This window comes from Humibacter antri (assembly GCF_054777235.1).
The window spans coordinates 19,345-35,821 of the sequence record NZ_BAAHAW010000002.1 but is presented as its reverse complement, the minus strand read 5'-3'; the positions used below and the strand labels follow the sequence as shown (position 1 = coordinate 35,821).

General features: G+C 68.3%; 16 protein-coding genes. 14 read left to right on the top strand and 2 right to left on the bottom strand.

Going from position 1 to position 16,477, the window contains the following annotated elements:
* Positions 1-138: 138 nt before the first annotated feature.
* From hemQ to idi, 5 genes are all read left to right on the top strand, one after another.
* Positions 139-936 (top strand): chlorite dismutase family protein, encoded by a 798-nt coding sequence (gene hemQ / locus ACYVDK_RS00870; protein ID WP_460516573.1) that lies wholly within the window; start codon positions 139-141, stop codon positions 934-936.
* Positions 933-2,150 carry a ferrochelatase gene (locus tag ACYVDK_RS00865; protein ID WP_460516570.1) on the top strand — a complete coding sequence of 406 codons (1,218 nt, stop codon included), beginning with the start codon at positions 933-935 and terminating at the stop codon, positions 2,148-2,150. The genes hemQ and ACYVDK_RS00865 overlap by 4 nt, the downstream gene beginning before the upstream one ends.
* Positions 2,147-3,199, top strand: coding sequence for a hydroxymethylbilane synthase (gene hemC / locus ACYVDK_RS00860; RefSeq protein ID WP_460516567.1), 1,053 nt, complete (start codon positions 2,147-2,149; stop codon positions 3,197-3,199). The genes ACYVDK_RS00865 and hemC overlap by 4 nt, the downstream gene beginning before the upstream one ends.
* The gene (locus tag ACYVDK_RS00855) at positions 3,196-4,002 is read left to right on the top strand and encodes a uroporphyrinogen-III synthase (protein ID WP_460516564.1); all 807 of its coding nucleotides are present in this window, start codon (positions 3,196-3,198) and stop codon (positions 4,000-4,002) included. Before hemC ends, ACYVDK_RS00855 begins: the two co-directional genes overlap by 4 nt.
* Before the next feature lie 65 nt (positions 4,003-4,067).
* Positions 4,068-4,595: an isopentenyl-diphosphate Delta-isomerase gene (gene idi / locus ACYVDK_RS00850; protein ID WP_460516561.1), complete on the top strand. Its 528-nt coding sequence runs from the start codon at positions 4,068-4,070 to the stop codon at positions 4,593-4,595.
* 38 nt (positions 4,596-4,633) lie between these two features.
* Here idi and ACYVDK_RS00845 read toward each other — a convergent pair whose 3' ends face one another.
* The gene (locus ACYVDK_RS00845) at positions 4,634-5,827 is read right to left on the bottom strand and encodes a RimK family alpha-L-glutamate ligase (RefSeq protein ID WP_460516558.1); all 1,194 of its coding nucleotides are present in this window, start codon (positions 5,825-5,827) and stop codon (positions 4,634-4,636) included.
* A 25-nt stretch (positions 5,828-5,852) separates the two neighbouring features.
* Here ACYVDK_RS00845 and ACYVDK_RS00840 point away from each other — a divergent pair, with 25 nt between their 5' ends.
* The gene (locus ACYVDK_RS00840) at positions 5,853-6,329 is read left to right on the top strand and encodes an ATP-dependent zinc protease family protein (RefSeq protein WP_460516555.1); all 477 of its coding nucleotides are present in this window, start codon (positions 5,853-5,855) and stop codon (positions 6,327-6,329) included.
* Positions 6,330-6,401: 72 nt separating this feature from the next.
* Here the strand turns inward: ACYVDK_RS00840 and ACYVDK_RS00835 are convergent, their stop codons facing one another.
* On the bottom strand, positions 6,402-7,094 hold the full coding sequence (locus ACYVDK_RS00835) for a FadR/GntR family transcriptional regulator (RefSeq protein ID WP_460516552.1): 693 nt from the start codon (positions 7,092-7,094) through the stop codon (positions 6,402-6,404).
* A gap of 213 nt (positions 7,095-7,307) precedes the next feature.
* On the opposite strand from ACYVDK_RS00835, the gene ACYVDK_RS00830 reads away from it, so the two are divergent.
* The 8 genes from ACYVDK_RS00830 to ACYVDK_RS00795 all read left to right on the top strand — a co-directional run bounded on the left by ACYVDK_RS00830 (position 7,308) and on the right by ACYVDK_RS00795 (position 16,459).
* A complete protein-coding gene (locus ACYVDK_RS00830) occupies positions 7,308-8,951 on the top strand; it encodes an ABC transporter substrate-binding protein (RefSeq protein WP_460516549.1) in 1,644 nt (547 codons plus the stop codon).
* A gap of 75 nt (positions 8,952-9,026) precedes the next feature.
* Entirely contained in the window at positions 9,027-9,995 is a 969-nt protein-coding gene (locus tag ACYVDK_RS00825; protein ID WP_460516546.1) for an ABC transporter permease, read from the top strand.
* Positions 9,992-12,076 carry a dipeptide/oligopeptide/nickel ABC transporter permease/ATP-binding protein gene (locus ACYVDK_RS00820; RefSeq protein ID WP_460516543.1) on the top strand — a complete coding sequence of 695 codons (2,085 nt, stop codon included), beginning with the start codon at positions 9,992-9,994 and terminating at the stop codon, positions 12,074-12,076. Before ACYVDK_RS00825 ends, ACYVDK_RS00820 begins: the two co-directional genes overlap by 4 nt.
* The gene (locus tag ACYVDK_RS00815; RefSeq protein WP_460516541.1) at positions 12,073-12,864 is read left to right on the top strand and encodes an ABC transporter ATP-binding protein; all 792 of its coding nucleotides are present in this window, start codon (positions 12,073-12,075) and stop codon (positions 12,862-12,864) included. Before ACYVDK_RS00820 ends, ACYVDK_RS00815 begins: the two co-directional genes overlap by 4 nt.
* A gap of 83 nt (positions 12,865-12,947) precedes the next feature.
* Positions 12,948-13,889: a dihydrodipicolinate synthase family protein gene (locus ACYVDK_RS00810; protein WP_460516538.1), complete on the top strand. Its 942-nt coding sequence runs from the start codon at positions 12,948-12,950 to the stop codon at positions 13,887-13,889.
* Position 13,890: 1 nt separating this feature from the next.
* Positions 13,891-14,802 (top strand): ROK family protein, encoded by a 912-nt coding sequence (locus tag ACYVDK_RS00805; RefSeq protein WP_460516535.1) that lies wholly within the window; start codon positions 13,891-13,893, stop codon positions 14,800-14,802.
* A complete protein-coding gene (locus ACYVDK_RS00800) occupies positions 14,799-15,491 on the top strand; it encodes an N-acetylmannosamine-6-phosphate 2-epimerase (RefSeq protein WP_460516532.1) in 693 nt (230 codons plus the stop codon). The genes ACYVDK_RS00805 and ACYVDK_RS00800 overlap by 4 nt, the downstream gene beginning before the upstream one ends.
* On the top strand, positions 15,491-16,459 hold the full coding sequence (locus tag ACYVDK_RS00795; RefSeq protein ID WP_460516530.1) for an acetylxylan esterase: 969 nt from the start codon (positions 15,491-15,493) through the stop codon (positions 16,457-16,459). The genes ACYVDK_RS00800 and ACYVDK_RS00795 overlap by 1 nt, the downstream gene beginning before the upstream one ends.
* The last annotated feature ends 18 nt before the right edge of the window (positions 16,460-16,477 follow it).

Genomic DNA, 16,477 nt, shown 5'->3' with positions numbered 1-16,477 from the left:
GTTTGTTCAGCATGCGTCCAAACGTGCCCGCCGCCAAGGGCTTGACGGGACGGCAGCTGCGTACAGTGCGGCGCCGGGTACGTCATCGACCGCCTCCTCCTTTTGCTGCTCAGCGGACAACGGGGGAGACTGGTTGCCATGACACACCCGGCGGCCGCCGACGCGGCGTCCGATTCCCCCATTCAGAACAGCACTCCCGAAGCATCCGAACACCCGACGGATGCCGCTTCGAAGCCCGACGAGCGCGGGTCGACGGCCGAGCAGCCCGACGGTTTCACGTTGTGGGCGGTGCTGAGACGCGATCCGCGGCGTCCACTCGACCTCGAAGAGTCGAAAGTCGAGCCGGCGACGTCGGAACTCACGTCCGCGGTGGCCGAGGTCGAGGCCGACGGCGTCACGGTTCGGGGCTTCTACGATGTCTCGGGGCTGAAGGCAGACGCCGACATCATGGTCTGGATGCACGGCCCGGTGGCGGAGCAGCTTCAGGCGTCGCTGCGCAGACTCAAGAGGACGACGCTGCTGGGCGACCTCCTCCCCACGTGGAACGCCATGGGCGTGCATCGCGGGGCGGAGTTCAACAAGGCCCACGTGCCGGCGTTCCTCGAGGGCATCGAGCCGCGGGAGTGGCTCACGGTCTATCCGTTCGTGCGCAGCTACGAGTGGTACCTTCTCCCCGACGCCGAGCGCAGTCGCATGCTTTCCGACCACGGTCGGAAAGGCGCGGCCTTCCGCTCGGTACTGGCCAACACGGTCGCCGCCTTCGCTCTCGGCGACTACGAATGGCTACTGCCGATGGAGTCAGACAATCTCGTCGATCTCGTCGACATGATGCGCGATCTCCGCGCGACGGATGCCCGCAGGCACGTGCGCAAAGAGGTTCCCTTCTATACGGGTCGGCGCATTCCTGTGACAGCCATTCCCGAGGTCTTGCAATGACGACATACGACGCGATCCTGCTCTCCAGCTTCGGCGGCCCGGAGGGTCAGGATGACGTCATCCCGTTCCTGCGCAATGTGACGCGCGGACGGGGTATCCCGGATGAGCGACTCGAAGAGGTCGCGCACCACTATCGCCACCACGGTGGCGTGAGCCCCATCAACGACCAGAACCGCGAGCTGAAGTCCGCCCTCGAGGCGGAGCTGACGCGTCGCGGCATCGACCTTCCGATCCACTGGGGCAACCGCAACTGGAAGCCGTACTTCACGGATGCCGTTCGCGAAGCACACGAGGCGGGTCACGATCGTCTGCTCGCCCTGGTCACCAGTGCCTATACCTCGTACTCGGGCGTCGGACAGTATCGCGAGGACTTCGAGCAGGCGCTGGCCGAGACCGGACTCACCGAGATCGTGTCGATCGACCGCATCCGCGAGTACTTCGACCACCCCGGCTTCGTCACGCCGCTGATCGAGGGTGTCGAAGCCGCCGTCGCCGAGCTCACCGCCGACGCAGGGGCGGGGCGTGGTGCTGACGGCTCCGCCGAAGCGGCAGCAGATGCGGTGACCCGCGATGAGATTCACGTGCTGTTCGTGACGCACTCCATTCCGTCCGCCGCGGCGGAGGCCTCCGGCCCGCAGTTCGGCACCGGCGGCGCCTACGTGGCGCAGCACTGCGCCGTGGCGCATGCCATCTCGGGTGCCGAGGCACTGAGCGCCCAGACACTGAGCGCCGAGGCACTGCAGGCGGCACGGAATTCGGCAGCGCGGGCAGCCCGAGCGATCGGCGAGGCGACGGGTCCGGATGCCGGCGCGGCGGTCGCAGACATCCCATGGTCCCTCGTCTACCAGTCGCGCTCCGGTGACCCGCGCACGCCCTGGCTGGAACCCGACATCAACGACGCCATCGCCGACCTCGCCGTCGACGGGCGCACGAAGGCGGTGATCATCGTGCCGTTCGGATTCGTCAGCGACCACATGGAAGTGATGTGGGACCTCGACAACGAGGCGGTCGCGACGGCCACTGAGAACGGGCTGCGGGCTGTGCGTGTGCCGACACCTGGCACGCAGCCGGCATTCGTCTCGGGTCTGGTCGATCTGATCGAGGAGCGACTGAACGACGTGCCTGCCGACCAACGACCGCACGTGACCGAGCTCGGCCCCTGGCCCGACCACGAGCCGGTCGGCGCCCGCAGAGAGAAGGTCGCGGCCCGATGACGGCGCTGCGGGTCGGAACACGTGGCAGCGCGCTCGCCCTGGCGCAGACGCGGCAAGTCGCCGACTCGTTGGCGAAGGCATCCGGTCTCGACGTCGAGCTGGTCACGATCACCACGCACGGCGACACGACGACGGAGTCGCTCTCGCAGCTGGGCGGCACCGGGGTCTTCACGTCTGCCCTGCGCGACGCACTGCTGCGCGGCGAGATCGACGTCGCCGTGCACTCGCTGAAAGACCTGCCGACCGCAGAGCATCCGGAGATCGTCCTCGCGGCCGTCCCGAGGCGAGCGGACGCCCGCGACGTGCTCTGCATCCGTCACGAGCTCCGTGCCCGTGACGGCCTCACACTCGCCACTCTGCCGGACGGCGCGCGCGTCGGTACCGGATCGCCCCGCCGGGTCGCGCAGCTGAAGTCGGTGCGTGCCGATCTGAACGTCATCGACATCCGCGGCAACATCGACACCCGCCTCGGCCGCGTCTTCGACGCTGTCGACGAGGAGCGGCGGCTCGACGCGATAGTGCTCGCTGCCGCGGGACTCAGCCGCCTCGGACGAGCCGATGCCGCGTCACAGCACCTCGAGCTCGCGGACTGGCCCACTGCTCCAGGGCAGGGAGCACTCGCGCTCGAGACCCGCCGCGAGAAGGATGCCTCGCCACAGGGTCGTGCGCTCGCCAAGGCGCTCGCAGCCGTGAACCACGCGACCACGCGGGCGAACGTCGCCGCGGAACGCGGGGTGCTCGCCGGCCTCGAGGCGGGCTGCGCCGCCCCGCTCGGCACGACGGCGCTGATCGAGGACGGCCTCCTGTTCCTCACCGCCTCCGTCTACAGGCCTGACGGCACGCAGCGCCTCACCTCGTCCCACGCCGCCAGCCTCGAGGGCAACGGTCAGGCCGCACTGCTGGAGGCCGCGAAGGATGCCGCGCAGCGCGTCGTAGACGAGCTCCTCGCCGGCGGAGCCGCAGAGCTGGCGCCGTTGGGCGACGGGGCAGCGGCCGGACAGGCCCCGGCTCGCGACGCGTCGGATGCGCGAGGCGGTGACGCCCGATGACCGCGGGCGCCACCGGCCCGATACCGACGCAGGGTCCGAAGCCGCTGGCAGGCTGGCGCGTGCTCGTGCCGCGCGGCGGACCCTGGGGAGACTCCGTCGCAGCAGACATCCGTTCGCACGGCGGCACGCCCGTCGTCGCTCCGATGATCAACTTCGCCGCCACCTCCGACGAGGCGGCGTTGGAGAGCGCGTTGGCGGCGCTCGCCGCGGGTGACTTCGACTGGGTGACCGTCACCAGTGCGACGACGGTCGACGTGCTGTCGGCGCATCGGGCACGCATCCCGCAGAGCACGCGGATCGCAGCGGTGGGTGAGACCACCGCAGCCGCGCTGCTCGCCGCAGGCTACCGAGCGGACTTCGTGCCCGACGACGACAGCTCGGCCGCCGGCATGCTCGAGGAGTGGCCGGCCGTCACGCGAGGCGTGGTTCCGCTGCGGGTGCTCACGCTGCGCAGCGAGATCGCGAAGACCACGCTCACCGACGGGCTCACCGCCATGGGGCATCAGGTGCAATCGGTGGTCGCCTACCGCACAGTGGGCATTCCCGTGCCGGAGCAGGTCGTCGCAGACGTGGCATCCGGCCGCATCACGGCCATCCTGATCACCTCGGGCAGCGTCGCCGAACAGGTGCAGCAGCAACTCGGCCCCGTGCCGGAGGCCACGCTGGTCGCCGCGATCGGGCCGCGCACCGCTCGGGATGCCCGGGGCTTCGGCCTGCGTGTGGATGTCGTCGCGCCGGATCGCTCCGCCGAATCGCTCGTCGACGTGGTCGCGCAGTCCGCCGCGCGGCGGGTCTGTCCGTGACGCTGCTGGGAGGTCGAAGCACCGGGGTGCTCGACGGCGCTTCCGGTACTGGCAGACTCGACCCTGTGACCGTCGATTCCACCCGCGTCGTGCTGCTCGACGACCGTGGCAACCGCACTGGATCCGCCGAGAAGGCCTCCGTTCACGGACCCGATACCCCGCTGCACCTCGGCTTCTCGTGTCATGTGCTGCTCGACGACGGGCACGTGCTCGTGACGCGCCGCGCCCTGTCGAAGCTCACGTTCCCCGGCGTGTGGACGAACGCGTTCTGCGGGCACCCCGCTCCGGACGAAGAGGTCGCGGATGCCGTGAGCCGGCACGCGCGAGATGAGCTGGGCATCCGTCTGGTCGACCTCGAGCTGGTGCTGCCCGACTTCCGCTATCGGGCCGTCGACGCCAATGGGGTGGTCGAGTGCGAGATCTGTCCCGTTTATGTGGCGCGGGCGGTGGGCGAGCCCGCGGTCAACCCGGCCGAGGTCGCCGAGACGGCGGCGGTCGCACCCGACGAGCTGGGTGCAGCACTGCGCGGCACGCCATGGGCGTTCAGTGCCTGGCTCGTGGAGCAGGCGAAGCTGATGCCTCTCTACGCTTGAGCGATCACGTGCCGCACGCGTGACGCAGAGCCGGCAGCTCACCCTTCCAGTTGCAGCGCGTCCTTCGGGAGCTTGCGCACCTTCGTGCGACGCCGCCTGCGTGCGGGGATCATCGACCGCATCTCCTCGAGCTTGCCGAAGCAGAGCAGCCGGTCGCCCGCCTCGAGCTCCGTGTTGCCGCGCGGATTCGGGATGACCGTGGCGCCGCGGTGCAGTGTGAGCACGGTGATGTCGCGCTCGTCGAGCCCGGAATCGCGCAGCCGCTTGCCGACGACGTCGGCATCCGCTCCGACCGCGAGTTCGGCCACGCCGTATCCGGTCGAGACGGTCAGCCGCTGACGCACATCGATCTCGGGAAACGCGACCTGGTTGTCGATGTAGTCGACGATCGCGCCGGCCACGTCGAGTCCGGTCGCGGTCTCGATCCCCTGCAGCCCGGGTGAGGAGTTGACCTCCATCACGAGCGGTCCGGCGTCGCCCTCCAATATGTCCACACCGGCGACGCGCAGGCCCATGATCTGCGCGGAGCGCACCGCGGCCTGCTCGTATTCCGACGGCAGGTCGATGCGCTGCACGGAGCCTCCGCGATGCACGTTGGAGCGGAACTCGTCGCCGCTGGCCACCCGCCGCATCGCGGCCACGACCCGGTCTCCGACGACCAGCGCACGAACATCCCGACCTCTGCTCTCGGCGATGAACGACTGCACCAGCACGTTCTGCTTCGTCGAGTGCAGGGTCTCGATGATCGCTTCGGCGATCTTGGCCTCCGGCGCGAGGATGACGCCGATGCCCTGCGTGCCCTCCAGGAGTTTGATCACCACAGGGGCTCCGCCGACCGACTCGATCGCGGTGCGCACGTCAGCCCTGCTGTGCACGAACGCGGTCGCCGGCATGCCGATGTTGTGACGGGAGAGGATCTGGTTGGCACGCAGCTTGTCGCGCGAGTTGGTGATGCCGTTCGCGGTGTTCGGCGTGTAGACATCCATCTGCTCGAACTGCCGCACGACGGCCGTGCCGAAGTAGCTGATGGAACTGCCGATACGAGGGAGGATCGCGTCGTAGTCCGACAGCAGCTTGCCGCGGTACTGCAGGTCGGGCTCGTCGCCGGAGAGGTCGATCGAGAACCGCAGCGTGTCGAGCACCTTCACGCGGTGGCCACGGTCTGCGGCGGCGGTGCGGAGACGCTGGGTGGAGTACGACTGCGGCGCCCGCGACAGAATGGCCAACTTCAACGTGGGCTCCTGAAAAGATGGGGGGATGGGCGAGACTATCCATTCAAGCACCGTCGTGGGGTGGCGCGAGTGGGTTGCCCTGCCCGCCATCGAAGTGCCGTGGGTCAAGGCGAAACTCGACACCGGCGCCCGCAGTTCGGCGCTGCACGCGTTCGACATCGAAGAACTCGACGACGGGGCTCGCGTGCGGTTCCATGTTCGCCCGTGGCAGGACTCCGACCGAGACGCCGTGGTCGTCGAGTGCCCGATCTACGACCGCCGGCTGGTGCGCAGTTCGTCGGGGCACGTGGAGCACCGCTACGTCGTGCTTGTCGAGCTCGAGCTGTGCGGGCACCGTGTTCGGGCGGAGACGACGCTGACGAACCGCGACGAGATGGGCTTCAGGATGCTCGTGGGTCGGCAGGCACTGCGGCAGGGCGGTTTCGTCGTGGACGCGAGCCGCTCGTTCGTCGGAGGCAAGGCACCGCGCCCTGTACGGCGCCGCAACCGCGGGAAGGCGTAAGCGCCCACGCCGTGAGCGGCTCCACCTCGTGGGCGGCTCCACCTCGTGGGCGGCCCGACCTCGAGAAGCTGCTCAGGCGACCGGCGCGGCGACTTCCGAATCCAGGTCGAGTCGCTGCGCGATGCCGTGGAAATGCGCCTGCAGCGCAGCCGTCGCGGCCTCGGCATTCCGACGGACGAGCGCGTCGTGGATCTCCCGGTGCTGCGCCGCGATCTCTGCTGGGGTCTGAGCGCTGGAGGGCAGGTGATCCTGCAGCAGGTCGAAGACGTCCCAGAATGCGGCCAAGAGTTGCGAGATGAAGGGGTTGTCGAGCGGGCGGTAGAGCAGTTCGTGGAACACGCGGTCGTCGGGAGGGGAGAACCGGCCCTCGCCCGCTGCACGCTCCATGGCGACGACTGCGGCGTCGATGCGATCGAGGTCGTCCTCATTCATCGCTTCCATCGCACGCACGATGAGGGCGCCCTCGAGCGCTGCTCGCAGATCCATCAGGTCGCGCAGCTCCTTGGTGCCCTCTTGAACGGACAGCCGCGCGTGAAAGACGAGCTCTGCGATCAGTGCCTTCAGGCTCATCTCGCCCACGGCCATCCCGTAGCCTCGCCGGATGACGACGACACCGGTCGCCTCGAGCACCTTGAGGGCTTCGCGCAGCGAGTTGCGGCTCACGCCGAGCGTCTCGGCCAGCTCGTGCTCGGTCGGCAGCGGGTCGCCCGGCTTGAGGTGCCGTTCGTAGATGAGGTCCTTGATCGCATCTTGAACTTCGGTCACGAGACTGGTTCTCGCAAGCGAAACCGGCTTGGCCATCGGTACCCCTCTTTCCCGTCTTCTTCGCCGCAGCCGTTCGCAATTGACGAATCGGAAGGGTGGCACTAAAGTAACACGACATCGGTTGTCCGACAACCGACATCCCTCAACCAACAGTGCCCCAGGCGTCGCGATCACGTCGTCGCCGAAGTTCAAAGACGAGCAAGGAGAAGACAGATGTCGAAGCCTTTCGGACCGTCCGAGTCTAGAGAGTTCACACGACGCACCCTGCTGCGGTGGTCAGGCGCAGCAGCGGCGGCAGCCACCATCGGCGCCACGCTGGCAGCCTGCACCGGCCCGGCCTCGACGACGGGCTCGAGCGCGAAGGCCACCTCTTCGGGAGCCGGCTACTCGGGGCCGAACGGCGCCATCAACGCCGTGGTCGGCTACGGCAACAACCAGAGCTGGGACCCGTCGCAGACCGCGTCGGCTTTCGTCATGGCCGCGAACCGGCACATCTACGAGGGACTGGTCACCACCGACCTCGTGACAGGCAAGGCAAGTCCGGCGCTGGGCACCGCGCTGCCCACGAACCCCGGGGCCACCACCTGGAAGTTCAGCCTCCGCAAGGGTGCGAAGTTCCACGACGGCACCCCGGTCACCGCAGACGACGTCGTCTACAGCTTCGAGCGCATTCTCGACCCGACCGTGCTCCTGAACGAGTTCTTCACCGGATGGCTGGACTCGGTGAAGAAGGTGGACGCCTCCACCGTCTCGCTGCACCTGAACTACCCGTTCCCGCTCGGCGTGCAGCGTCTCGAGATGGTCAAGATCGTGCCGAAGCACGCCTACACGAACTGGGCGGCCGTTGCCACCGGCACCGGCCAGATCATCGGCAGCGGCCCCTACAAGGTGTCGCAGAACAACCTCGGCACGAGCACCGCGTTCGAAGCGTTCACCGACTACAACGGCTCGCTCAAGCCGAACTTCCAGACCATGACCTGGTTCTCGATCACCGACCCGAACGCCCTGGTCGCCAAGGTGCTCAGTGGTGCCGCAATCGTCACCGACAACGTGCCGACCACGAATGTCTCATCGCTCACCGGCGCCGGCATGAAGGTCGGCGAGGCCAAGGGCATGGACAACGTGTTCATGATGTTCAACACCGCGCAGAAGCCGTTCGACGACGAGCGCGTGCGGCAGGCGCTGTTCTACGCGATCGACGTCGACAAGCTCATCAAGGTGGGACTGAGCGGCTACGGCGATCAGCCGCAGAGCTTCCTGCCGAAGGCATCCGGGTTCAAGCCCGCCAGCACCGTCTACACGCACAACCTGTCGAAGGCGAAGCAGCTGCTCAAGGAAGCCGGAGTCGACACCAGCTTGAAGATCACCATCCTGGCGACGAACACGTCGTATGTGGTCAACTCGCTGAACGTCATCCAGGAAGGCTGGGAGGCGCTCGGGTTCACGGTGACTCAGGAGCCCCAGGCGACCGCCGCGCTGTTCACGAAGATGGACCAGGATGCTTCGTACCAGGTCGTCATCGCGAGCTCGAACCCCGAGCAGTTCGGCACCGACCCCGACCTCCTGATGCGGTACAACTACACCAAGGGCGGTCTCTGGATGAAGTACACGAAGTGGGACACGTCGTCGGCGGCCACGGCGCTGTTCGCCGCCATGGACAAGGCCGCGCAGCAGCCGGATGAGACCAAGCGCAACTCGATGATCCAGGCGAACCTCGACACCATCGCGAAGAACGCAGTGATCTATCCGGTGGTGTTCGTCGACATGCTCACCGCCTGGTACCCCAACAAGGTGACCGGCGTGCCGGCCCTGCCGATTCCGGGCATCGACCTCCGTCAGGCGAAGCTCACCTCCTGATCCGCGGCGGGAGGGCGGCGGCTCCGCCTCGTCGCCCTCCCGCTCATCTCCACCACTGCAACATCGGAGTTCTCCGTGGCACTCTTCGTCAGACTGATCATTCAGCGCATCCTGCTGCTGATCCCGCTGCTACTCGGCGTCATCCTCTTCGTCTTCATCGTCATGAAGTTCTCCGGAGCGGATCCGGCCATCGCCGCGCTCGCCGGCCAGGGCGGGAATCCCACGCAGGCGCAGATTCAGCAGTTCCGGCATGCGAACGGGCTCGACCAGCCGCTGATCGTCCAGTACTTCTTCTTCGTCGCGAACATCTTCCGCGGCAACCTCGGCTACAGCCTGCTCAACCACCAGCCGGTCACCCAGATCATCGGCACCGCGCTGCCGCTGACGCTGCAGCTGACCGGCCTGGGCATCCTGGTCGCCGTCGTACTCGCACTTCTCCTGGGCATCACGGGAGCCCTCTTCCGCGACCGCTGGCCGGACAAGGTGATCCGCTTCGCCACGCTGGCGTTCGTCGCGGCACCGTCGTTCTGGGTCGCCCTGCTGCTCGTGCAGTGGTTCTCGGTCGACGTCAAGATCTTCCCGCCGAGCGGATACGTGAATCCGCAGGAGAACCTTGGGCAGTTCTTCCTCTACATGGTGCTGCCGATGGTCTCGCTCGCGTTGCCGATCGCCGGCGCGCTGGCCCGCATCGTGCGCACGTCGATGGTCGAGGAACTCGACCGCGACTACGTGCGAACGGCGATGGGCAACGGACTCCCCCGCATCGTCGTCATCGGACGCAATGTGCTGCGCAACGCACTGATCAATCCGCTCACCGTGCTCGGCCTGCAGATCGGCTACCTGATCGGGGGCGCGGTCATCATCGAGACCACGTTCGCGCTTCCCGGCATGGGACAGACCATGATCAACTCCGTCATCAACTCCGATCCGTTCGTGGTGCAGGGCGTCGTCATCGTCATCGCCATCGGATTCGTCGTCGTCAACATGATCGTCGACATCCTCTACCTCGCTGTGAACCCGCGCTTGAGGAGCGCTGCCGCATGATGATCCTCCGTAAGAAGACCACAGAACGCCTCAGCAAGCCCGGGCTGCGCTTGAGGGGAATGAGCCTGTCGGGATGGATCTCCCTGGGATTCATCGTGCTGCTCGCCCTGGCCTGCATCTTCGCTCCGCTGATCGCCCAGAACCCGCTTGCGACCGAACAGCTGCAGCACGGCACGGCGTCCGCCGCTCCCAGCCTTCAGCACTGGTTCGGCCAGGACCTGCAGGGGCGCGACATCTTCTCCCGCATCCTCTACGGCGGGCGCATCTCCCTCTCGATCGGGCTCGGCGCCGCCGCGATCTCCCTGGTCGCCGGCGCCGTCATCGGCGCTGCCGCCGCCACGCTGCCCAAGTGGGGCGGTGGCGTGATCATGCGCATCCTCGACATCATCATGGCGTTCCCCGGCATCGCACTGGCCGCGCTGTTCGTCACCATCTTCGGCGGCAGCATCCCGTCGCTGATCATCGCCATCGGATTCGTCTACATGCCGATGGTGGCCCGCGTGGTGCGGGCGAACGTGCTCGAGCAGTACAGCGAGGACTACGTCGCCTTCGAGAAGGTCATCGGCGCCCGCACCTGGTGGATCGTCTCCAAGCACGTCATCGTCAACTGCGCGGCCCCCGTGCTCGTGTTCTCCACACTGCTTGTCGCCGACGCCATCGTCTTCGAGGCGAGCCTGTCGTTCGTCGGCGCCGGCATCCGCCCGCCGACACCCAGCTGGGGCAATGTCATCCAGGACGGCAGGGCGATGATGTTCACCGGCGGCTGGTGGGCGACCGTGTTCCCCGGCCTGTTCATCCTGCTCACCGTGATCTGCCTCAACATCATCGCGGAGCGCGTGACGGATTCCATGGCGAACCCGGCCCTGCGCCGGGTCAAGAAGCGCAAGACCGCGCCGGTCGTCACACCCGAGCGCACCGCGGCCCTCATCAAGGAGGCCGAAGAGGCGATAGCGGGGCACGCCGAGGAGACGGACGCCGAACCGACACGCGCGCTCAGCCTCGACGAGCACCTGGCGAAGCTGCGCGAGGTGGAGCTCGCCAGAGCGCCGCGCAAGGTCTACAGCGGAACCCAGTCGCCCGTCATCGAGGTGCGGAACCTGAGCATCCGGTTCCCGGAGCGCTACGGCGACATCCCGATCGTCGACGACGTGAGCTTCTCGGTGCGACCGGGGGAGACCATGGCGCTGGTCGGCGAATCCGGCTGCGGCAAGTCGATCACGAGCCTCGCGATCATGGGGCTGCTGCCCCGCTCCGCCCACGTGAGCGGACAGATCCTCTTCAACGGGGTGGACCTGCTGACGCTCTCGCCGAAGGAGCGCAACGCGCTGCGCGGGCACGAGATGTCGATGATCTACCAGGATGCGCTCAGCTCGCTGAACCCATCGATGAAGATCCGTTCGCAGATGAAGCAGCTGACCAGCCGGGGAGGCACGCGGAGCGCCGAGGAGCTGCTTGAGCTCGTGGGACTGGACCCGGCCCGCACGCTGAGCAGCTACCCGCATGAGCTCTCCGGTGGCCAGCGTCAGCGCGTGCTGATCGCCATGGCGCTCACCCGCGACCCGAAGCTCGTGGTGGCCGACGAGCCGACCACGGCGCTCGACGTGACGGTGCAGAAGCAGGTCGTCGAATTGCTCGACACGTTGCGCGAAGACCTCGGGTTCTCGATGGTGTTCGTCAGTCACGACCTCGCACTCGTGGCATCCCTCGCCCACCGGGTCACCGTGATGTATGCGGGCCAGGTGGTCGAGACGGCGCCGACGAGGAGCCTGCTGCTCGACCCGCGGCACGAGTACACCCGCGGTCTGCTGGGCTCGGTGCTCTCGATCGAGGACCAGGCGGAGATGTTGCACCAGATTCCGGGCACGGTGCCCTCGCCCATCGACTTCCCAGCCGGTGACAGGTTCGCACCGCGTTCACTCGACCCGAACGCGGATCCCACGATCCGGCCGGAGCTCGCCGCCATCCCGGGCTCCGAGGAGCACCTCTTCGCGGCGCGGATCATCCCGACGCCGCAAGCGGTGCTCCTCGCCGAAGAGGAAGACGAGGCGCAGAAGGCGCCGGCGAACGGAGCAGCACGATGAACGAGCCGATCGTGGAACTGCGCGATGTGCAGGTCACCTACCGCACCCGTACCGGCGGAAGCGTGTTCAAGCACGGCAGCGTGAGCGCCCTGCGCGGTGTCGACCTCGACATCTCCGTGGGACAGACCGTTGGCATCGTCGGGGAGTCGGGCTGCGGCAAGTCGACTCTGGCGAAGGTGATCGTCGGCCTGCAGCAGCCGACCGCCGGCACGGTGCACTTCCGCGGCAAACCGGTGCGCGGGCGCAGGGCACGCACCGACTTCGGTCGTGCCGTCAGCGTCGTGTTCCAAGACCCGGCGACGGCGCTCAACCCGCGCATGACGGTGCTGAACACCTTGCTCGACCCCATGCAGGTGCACGGCATCGGCAACCGGCGCTCCCGGGAGACCCGGGCATACGAGCTGCTGGACGTCGTCGGCCTGCCGCCGAACTCGGCATCGGTCGTCCCCGCCCAGATCTCCGGCGGGCAGCGCCAGCGTGTGGCGATCGCGCGCGCCCTGGCCCTCGACCCGCAGATCATCGTGGCCGATGAGCCGACGAGCGCACTGGATGTCTCGGTGCGAGCACAGATCTTGAACCTGCTGGGCAAGCTCAAACGCGAGCTGGGCCTCGGAATGGTCTTCATCTCCCACGACATCCAGACCGTCAGGCACGTCTCCGACACGATCTGCGTCATGAACGACGGCGTGATCGTCGAACGCGGCGACGCCGAGCAGATCTTCGACAATCCCAGCGACGCGTACACGCGCAAGCTGCTCGGCGCCGCGCCGAGCCTGTTGCACGCCTGAGGCGCGCCGGACCTTTCACCCCGTTTCCGCAACGAATGCATCAACGCCTGAGGCACAGCGCCGAGGCACCAAGGAGAACCACCATGCCCAAGCTCACCGGAGTCGTCCCCCCGGTATGCACGCCTCTCACCCGGGCTGGGGAGGTGGATGTCGTCTCGTACCGCCGTCTTCTCGATCACCTGATCGACGGCGGCGTCGACGGCCTGTTCGTGCTGGGCTCCAGCTCCGAGGTCGTGTATCTCACGAACGACCAGCGCCGGCTCGTGCTGGAGACGGCCGTGGAGCACGTGGCGGGCCGGGTGCCGATCCTCGCCGGGGTGATCGACACCACGACACCGCGCGTGCTCGAGCACGTTCGAGTGGCAGACGAGCTCGGCGTCGACGGCATCGTGGCGACCGCGCCGTTCTACACGCGCACGCATCCGGTGGAGATCGAGCGGCACTTCCGCCTCATCAAAGAGGCGAGCCCGACCCCGTTGTGGGCGTACGACATTCCGGTCTGCGTGCAGACCAAGCTCGGACGCGACCTGGTGCTCTCGCTGGCGGCGGAGGGCGTGCTGGCGGGCGTGAAGGACTCCTCGGGCGACGACGCGAGCCTGCGTCACCTGGTTCTCGACGCGCGCGGCGACGGCCGGTTCGACGACTTCAGCATCTTCACCGGCAGCGAGCTTCTGGTCGACACGGCGCTGTGGTTCGGTGTGGACGGCGTGGTGCCCGGTCTCGGCAATGTCGATCCGGCGGGATACGTGAACCTGTACCGTGCCGCCCGCTCGGGCGACTGGGAGGCGGCGCGGCGCGAGCAGGAGCGCCTCATCGAGCTCTTCGACTTCGTCAACGTCGGCGCCGACAGCCGGGAGATGGGCGGCAACTCGTCGGCGATCGGCGCCTTCAAGGCCGGCCTGGTGCTGCAGGGCGTCATCGAGACCGGCCGCACCGCCGACCCGCAGGTGCAGTTGAACGAGTCGGAGCTCGAGACGATCGGCGGATACCTCCAGCGCGCCGGTCTCGCCGTCCCGGTGGCCTGACATGGCCGGACCGCTCGCCCTGGCGATCGACATCGGCGGCACGAAGATCGCCGTGGGCGTCGTGGACGAGCAGGGGCGGCTCCAGGTGCGCGGCGATGTCGTGACGCCCGCGATGGAGGGGAGTGAGAGCATCCTGTCGGATGCCCTCAGGCTCGCCGTCGAGCTCACCGCCGAGAGCCGGATCGCGGCGATCGGCGTCGGCTCGGCCGGAGTGATCGACCGCAACGGGCGCGTGAGCTCCGCGACGGGCACGCTGGCGGCATGGGCAGGAGCGGATGTCGCCGGCGCGTTCCGGGGCGCATTCGGGCTGCCCGTGCGCGTGGTGAACGACGTGCACGCGCACGCGGTCGGCGAGGCCGTCTACGGCGCAGGACGTGCCAAAGCCACTGTGCTCGTCGTCGCAGCCGGAACCGGGGTCGGCGGTGCGATCGTCACCGATGGCGCACCGGCACTCGGCGCACACGGCGCAGGCGGTCACCTGGGGCACATTCCGGCGTCGGCCGCGGCCGGCCTGGTCTGCTCCTGCGGCCGCATCGGCCACCTCGAGGCGATCGCCGCGGGTCCGGCGATCCACGCGGCGTACCAGCGGGCCGGCGGACACGTGTCTGTCGGCGACGCCCGAGCGGTCGTCGCCAGGGTCGACACCGACCCGATCGCGGCGGAGGCGGTGCACGTGGCAGCCACCGCTCTCGGTTCGGCGATCGGCGGGCTCGTGAACACGGTCGACCCCGATGTCGTCGTCGTGGCCGGCGGACTCAGCGGCGCCGGGGACTTCTGGTGGGACGCGCTGCTCGCCGCAGCCCGCGCGGATGCCATGCCCTCGCTCGCGTCCGTACCCATCGTGCCGGCGGAGCTCGGCCCCGACGCCGCGCTGGCCGGCGCGGCCCACCTCGCGTTCCAGGAGTTGAAGTGACGAACCCGCACCCGCCCGCCCTCGTCGAGTCGCTGCGCGGCAGGCTCGTCGTCTCGTGTCAGGCGTACCCCGGCGAGCCGCTCCGCACCCCGGAGGCGATGCTCGGCATGGCGCTGGCGGCCGAACGAGGCGGCGCGGTGGGCATCCGCGCCCAGGGCCTCGACGACATCCGGCTCATCACGTCTCAGGTGCACCTGCCCATGATCGGACTGCTCAAGGTGTCGGGCGACGACGTCTTCATCACGCCCACCCTCGACGACGCGCTCGCGGTCGTGGCTGCCGGGTCGCAGGTGGTCGCGATCGACGGCACACGACGCGCCCGTCCCGACCGCCGCACGCTGGCGGAGACCGTCGAGGCTCTGCACGAGCAGACCGATGCACTCGTGATGGCCGACTGCGGAAGCCTCGACGACGCGCTCGCCGCGCAGGATTCCGGTGCCGACATCGTGGGAACCACCCTCGCCGGTTACACGGGCGAGCGCGCAAAGACGCACGGCCCCGACCTGGAGCTGATCGCCGAACTCGCGCCGCGGCTGACGGTGCCGCTGATCGCGGAGGGACGCATCCACACCCCTGCGGATGCGCGGGCAGCGCTCGACGCCGGAGCCTTCTCGGTGGTCGTCGGCACCGCGATCACGCACCCCACCACCATCACCTCGTGGTTCGTCGACGCGCTGAAGGAACGGTGATGTTCGTCGACCTTCCGGAGCGCGAACTGCGCTCGTTCACCGGTGCCGTCACCGATCCGCACGACTTCGACGAGTTCTGGGCGGACACCCTCGCGGCGAGCCGGTCGTACGACATCGCGGTGTCGGCAGAACGGGTCGCTTCGCCGCTGCGAACGGTCGATGTGTACGACGTGACGTACTCCGGCTACGCGGGGCAGCGCATCCGGGCCTGGTTGCGTGTGCCTGCAGGATGCGGCCAGAGGCGACTGCCGGCCGTGGTGCAGTACCACGGTTACGGGCGCGGGCGCGGGGATGCCGTCGAGAACCTGCTCTGGGCATCCGCCGGTTACGCGCACCTCGAGATGGACACTCGCGGGCAGGGCTGGTCGGGATCCCGCGGCGTCACGCCCGACACGGACACGTCGGGTCGGCAGGTGCCCGGCTTCGTCACGCGCGGAGTCGGCGACCGCGACACCTACTACTTCCGTCGTCTCATCGTCGACGCGGTGCGCGCTGTGGATGCCGCCCGCAGCATTCCGCAGATCGACCCCGACCGTGTCGCCGTCTTCGGCGTCAGTCAGGGCGGCGGCCTGTCGCTCGCGGTCGCCGGCCTCACGCAGGGGCTGCGCGGTGTGGTCGCGAGGGTGCCCTTTCTCTGCGACATCGCTCGTGCCACGACCATCACCGATGCCAGCCCTTACTCCGAGCTGCGGGAGCACGTCGCGTCGTATCGGTGCGAATGGGAGAGCGTGCGTCGAACGGTCTCCTACTTCGACGGAGTGAACTTCGCACGGCGGGCCAGCGCCCCTCTTCAGGCGAGCGTCGCCTTGATGGATGCCGTCTGTCCCCCCTCGACCGTGTTCGCGGCCTTCAACGCGTACACGGCCCAGAAGGACATCGCCGTGTGGACCCACAACGGCCACGAGGGCGGCGGCGTCGACGACGACCTGATGACGCTGCAGGCGATGGAGCGGTTCCTCCGCGACTGAGCCGCCGGTGCGACCGGG